This is a genomic window from Candidatus Coatesbacteria bacterium (assembly GCA_014728225.1).
In the GTDB taxonomy this organism is placed as follows: Bacteria; RBG-13-66-14; RBG-13-66-14; order RBG-13-66-14; family RBG-13-66-14; genus WJLX01.
In genome coordinates this window covers 1-4602 of record WJLX01000019.1, presented here as the reverse complement: position 1 = coordinate 4602, position 4602 = coordinate 1, and the positions used below count along the sequence as shown (strand labels likewise).

Below are 4602 nucleotides of genomic sequence, written 5' to 3'. Positions count from 1 at the left end.
TGCAACACTCGCACTGTGGACAACAGACGCCTGCTCGGACGAACACTCGGGACGATCGGACTGAGGACTACAATTGGCGGACGGTTCCGATACGATCCCGTACGTTATTCCATCAGACGATTCTTAGACAATTCGTAGACGATTGAGGGTTAGGCGGTCGAGGCCGTGGTCCGGGTCGTTCGATGTTTCGCCGCGGCTGGATCCCGCAGTAAACCGCAAGCAGTGAACCGCAATTAGTCCCGACGACCCTGGATCATTGAGCTAGCGGACGATCGGGAACGGCCGGATTTCGCTCTCGGCCGTTACGGGCACGGCCGCTGTCGCGGTTCAGGCCGACCCGGATGGTCGCGAAGCCCCTTGTTCGTAAACGACCGCCGGTGATCCAAGCACACCGTTGAATGCGTGAATGCGTGAATGCGTGAATGCGTGAATGCGCGCCGGTATGCTAGGTCTATAGCAGAGTGGATTTTACCTGTCGGAGAGTAGCATAACCCATGATGCCTGTCAAGGCGGTTTTTGCCCCAGGGTGGGGTGTTCGGCTGTCTGGGGCGGCGCTCTTCAGCGGATTCTGGAGAGTGGATTCTGGGGACTGGATTCTGGGGACTCTGGAGACTCGGGGACCAGGGTCCCGTTCAAGGCGGTGGGTTAAAGAGGCGAAGCTCTAGCGGGTGCTCGCCGAAGAAACACGGGCGGTGCCCCACCCCTGTCGTTGAACCGGGGGGAGTATTGGTTTATACTACGCCGGTAAACCGACGGGAAAGGTCAACAAAGATGACGCGCAAGCACTGGTTTCTGATCGGGGCGGCCGTCCTACTCGTCGCCCTCGGAGTCGTCGTTTGGCTGACGGGCTACACCACGGTGCCCGACGAGCACGGCTGGATTTACGTTGTCGAGCGCGGCGGCGGCTGCGAAAGCGTTCCCCCGGGCAGCGAGCTCTGGCTCTGGCCGCTGTTCGAGGACGTCGTCCAGGTCAAGACCGGACTCAACGAGCTGCGCCGCGAGGTTAGCGTGGCGACCGCCGACGGTGAGCTCGAGCTCGAGCTGGTCGTCGATCTGGAGCTGAACCCCGCCACCGCCCTGGCCGGCGTCGAGCGTTGGGGTGCCGGCTTTCCCGACGCCCTGCTGGCGGACTTCACCACCGAGGCCCTGGCCGGCTACAGCTACGCCGGCACCGTCGAGGAGCTCTACGGCGACGGCCGCGACGAGGCCGCCGCCGAGATCGCCGCCCTGCTCGACGACTGGCTGGGCGACGCCGCCGTTTTCGAACCTCGACGGGTCGCCCTGCCCGGCGCACCCAACTATCGCCTGGACGGCTATGCGACACCCAAGGTGATCGTCCTGGGCATCGACGCCCTGGACGACGAGCTGCTGGAGGGCATGCTGGAGCTCGATCTGCTGCCCAACTTCGCCCGCCTGCGCCGCGAGGGCTACCTGGACCGGCTGGATTCCGAGCCGCCCTACTTCTCGCCGATGGTCTGGAACACGATGGCCACGGGCAAGAGCGCCGAGGAGCACGGCATCGAGGGCTTCGTCTACACCGATCCCGAGAGCGGCGACGAGGTCCCCTACAGCGCCGCCGACCGCGAGGTCAGCGCCTTCTGGGAGGCGTTGGGCGATTACGACGCCGACTCGATCGTGGTCAACTGGTACTACACCTGGCCGACGGGGGAGATGGACGGCTGGATCCTGACCAACTACGCCTGGGAGCCCCAGTACGGCAAGGGCTTCACCGGTGTCGAGGGTTTCGACGAGCTCGAGGGCAAAACCTGGCCCCCGGACCTGCTGGAGGAAGTCGATCCCGTCATCGGCGAGCGACCCTACATCGCCGAGGAGGACTACCCCCTCCACGAGGAGCTGGCGTTGGTCCCCGCCCCGGCCGACGAACTCAACACGATGTACCCGCTGCCCCACTACCTGGAGCGGGACATCCTGGCGGCCAACGCCATGTTCTACCTGATGGACGAGAAGGACTGGCGCATCGCCGCCGTCTACCAGGAGTTCCCCGACGTCCTCTGCCACCTGGCCTGGCCCGTCCACGCCTTTCACTGGGAACGTCTGACCGGCGAGCCGGCCAACCTGCCGCCGATCCCCCCGGAGCGCCGCGAGATGTCCGACGTGATGGCCGAGTCCGTCATCCAGTCCTACCAGTTGGCCGACAAGCTGCTGGGGATGGCGATGGAGCGCTGGGGCGACGAGGCCGTCATCCTGGTGGTCAGCGACCACGGCTTCGACACCATCTATCCCCCCGAGCGCATCCTCATCGGCGACGACGCTTGGAAGGAGATGCACTTCTGGCACGACCCCGACGGCGTTTTCGCCCTCTGGGGCCCCAACATCCGCCAGGGCGCCGTCGGCGACGGGATAACCATCTACGACTTCCTGCCCACCCTGCTGGCCGCCGCCGGCCTGCCCGTCCCCGCGGACATGCCCGGCGAAATCGCCGCGGAGGCCTTCGAGCCCGGTTACTACGAATGGTACCTGGCCGGTCCCCAGGCCGAGGCGCCGGCCACCTGGAACACCGAGAAACGCGACGTCGGCTCCGAACTGGCCCAGGCCCTCACCGACGCCGAACTGGAGCGCCTGCGCGCCCTGGGCTACCTGCAATAAGATGAAGAACTCCCTGCGACTTGGTCTGATCGTGCTGGCCTTGCTGAGCGCCGTCGGCCTGACGATCTGGTTGACCGGCTATCGCGAGGTTCCCGACGAGCCCGGCCGGGCCTGCCTGGCCCGGCGGATCGACGGCGTGGTACCCCTGACGTCGGGAACGACGACCTGGCTCCTGCCCCTCTTCGAGGAGGTCGTGACCTACGACCTCGGTCTCCAGCAACTGCGCCGCGAGCTGCCGCTGGAGTGCGCCGACGGCCGGGTGACCCTCGAGCTCCTCGTCGAGCTGGAGCTGGAGCCCGCCACGGCGGTGCTCCTCGTTGAGGCCCTGGGCGCCGACTACGACGACGCCCTCGTCGAGCTGGCCGCCGAAACCCTGGCCCCGGCGGCGGCCGAGCTTACCCGGGCCGAGATCTACGGCCCCCGACGCCGGGAGCTGGTGAAGCTCCTCAACGACTGTCTGTCAGCCACCACGGGGGGACTCGAACCGACCTGCGCCCTGCCGGCGCTGCTCGAGGCCGAGCCCCCCCTAGAACCCCCCGCCGAACGCCGCGTCATCGTCCTGGGCATCGACGCCCTCGACGACGAGCTGCTGGCCGATTTCACCGCCGCCGGCTGGCTGCCCAACTTCTCCCGTCTGCTCGCGGGCGGCTACTCCGCCGTCCTCGATTCCGAGGCTCCCTATTACAGCCCGGTCATCTGGAACACCATCGGCACCGGCCTGAGCGCCGACGAGCACGGCGTGACCGACTTCACCCTGCCCGACGGCGCGGGCGGTCGCCGACCGGTCACCGCCAACGACCGCCGCGCACCGACCTACTGGGAGATCGCCGCCGCGGCCGGTCTGCCGCCGCTGACCGTCAGCTGGTTCGCCTCCTGGCCCGCCGGGGAGATCCCCGTCGGCGTCACCCTGAGCAGCTACGCCTGGGAGCCCAGGTACACCAGGGTCTACGAGCCGACGGACGACTTCACCGCCCTGCCCCGGCGCACCTGGCCCGAGGGCTTGATGGACGAAATCAACGCCGCCGTCGTCGCCGAACCCTACGTCGGCCGCGACGACTTCCCCGCCGTCGAGCGCCTGGCGACGGTCGAGCGCCAGGGCGGCTCGCCCCTCGTCCACTACCTGCGCCGCGACATCCTCTCCGCCAACGCCCTGCTGCACCTGATGGACACCCGGGACTGGCGGGCCGCCTCGGTCTACCTCGAGGGCGCCGACGTGGCCTGCCACCTGACCTGGCCCGCCCACGCCCTGTGGTGGGAACGCCGCAGCGGTGAACCCGCCCTGATCCCGCCGCGCAGCCGGGAATACCTGGACGCCGCCGCCGCCAACGACTGGGGCACCCTGGTGCGCGACTTCTACCGCTGGAACGACGCCGTCGTCGGCGTCTTCCTCGACCGCCTCGAACCCGGCGACATCCTCCTCGTCCTCTCCGACCACGGCTTCGCCGCCGTCCATCCCCCGGAGGCCACCCCCGTCGGCGGCGGCGCCGTCGAGGTGATGAGCTACTGGCACGACGCCACCGGGATGCTGCTACTCTACGGCGACGGCGTCCGCCGGGGCGAGGTCGGCCCCCGAACCGACGTCTACGATATCTGCCCCACGGTGCTGGCCCTGCTCGGCCTGCCGCCGGCGGCGGAGATGCCCGGCGAGGTCCTCACCCGGGCTCTGGAACCCACCCTCGTCGCCGACCTCGAGGCCGGCCCCCTGGCCGAGACCATCGACAGCTACGGCCGCTTCGGCGAAGCCGGCGAGCGACCCGAGCTCAGTGAAGAGCTCGCCGAGATCGACCTCGAACGCCTGCGAGCCCTCGGCTACCTGCAGTAGACCGTTCAGTTCTGTCGAAGCCTGGACAGCGACACCACCCGGGTGGTGTCGCTGTCTATCCGGAGCGGGGCAGAACGGCGCGTTGAAAAACAGCCCGCCCGAGCGGTCGGCCCCGCCTCCAACGCCCCCGGAACCGGCACGGTTTTTGCATCTCGGCGACCGTTGGAGCGACG

Annotated in this window: 2 protein-coding genes; both read left to right on the top strand. The window is 68.1% G+C overall.

The features are described from left to right. The first annotated feature begins 771 nt into the window (after positions 1–771). A complete protein-coding gene (locus GF399_01760; GenBank protein ID MBD3399039.1) occupies positions 772–2607 on the top strand; it encodes a hypothetical protein in 1836 nt (611 codons plus the stop codon). 1 nt (position 2608) lies between these two features. Continuing rightward, positions 2609–4429, top strand: a complete 1821-nt coding sequence (locus tag GF399_01755) for a hypothetical protein (protein MBD3399038.1) — start codon at positions 2609–2611, stop codon at positions 4427–4429. Positions 4430–4602: the final 173 nt, after the last annotated feature.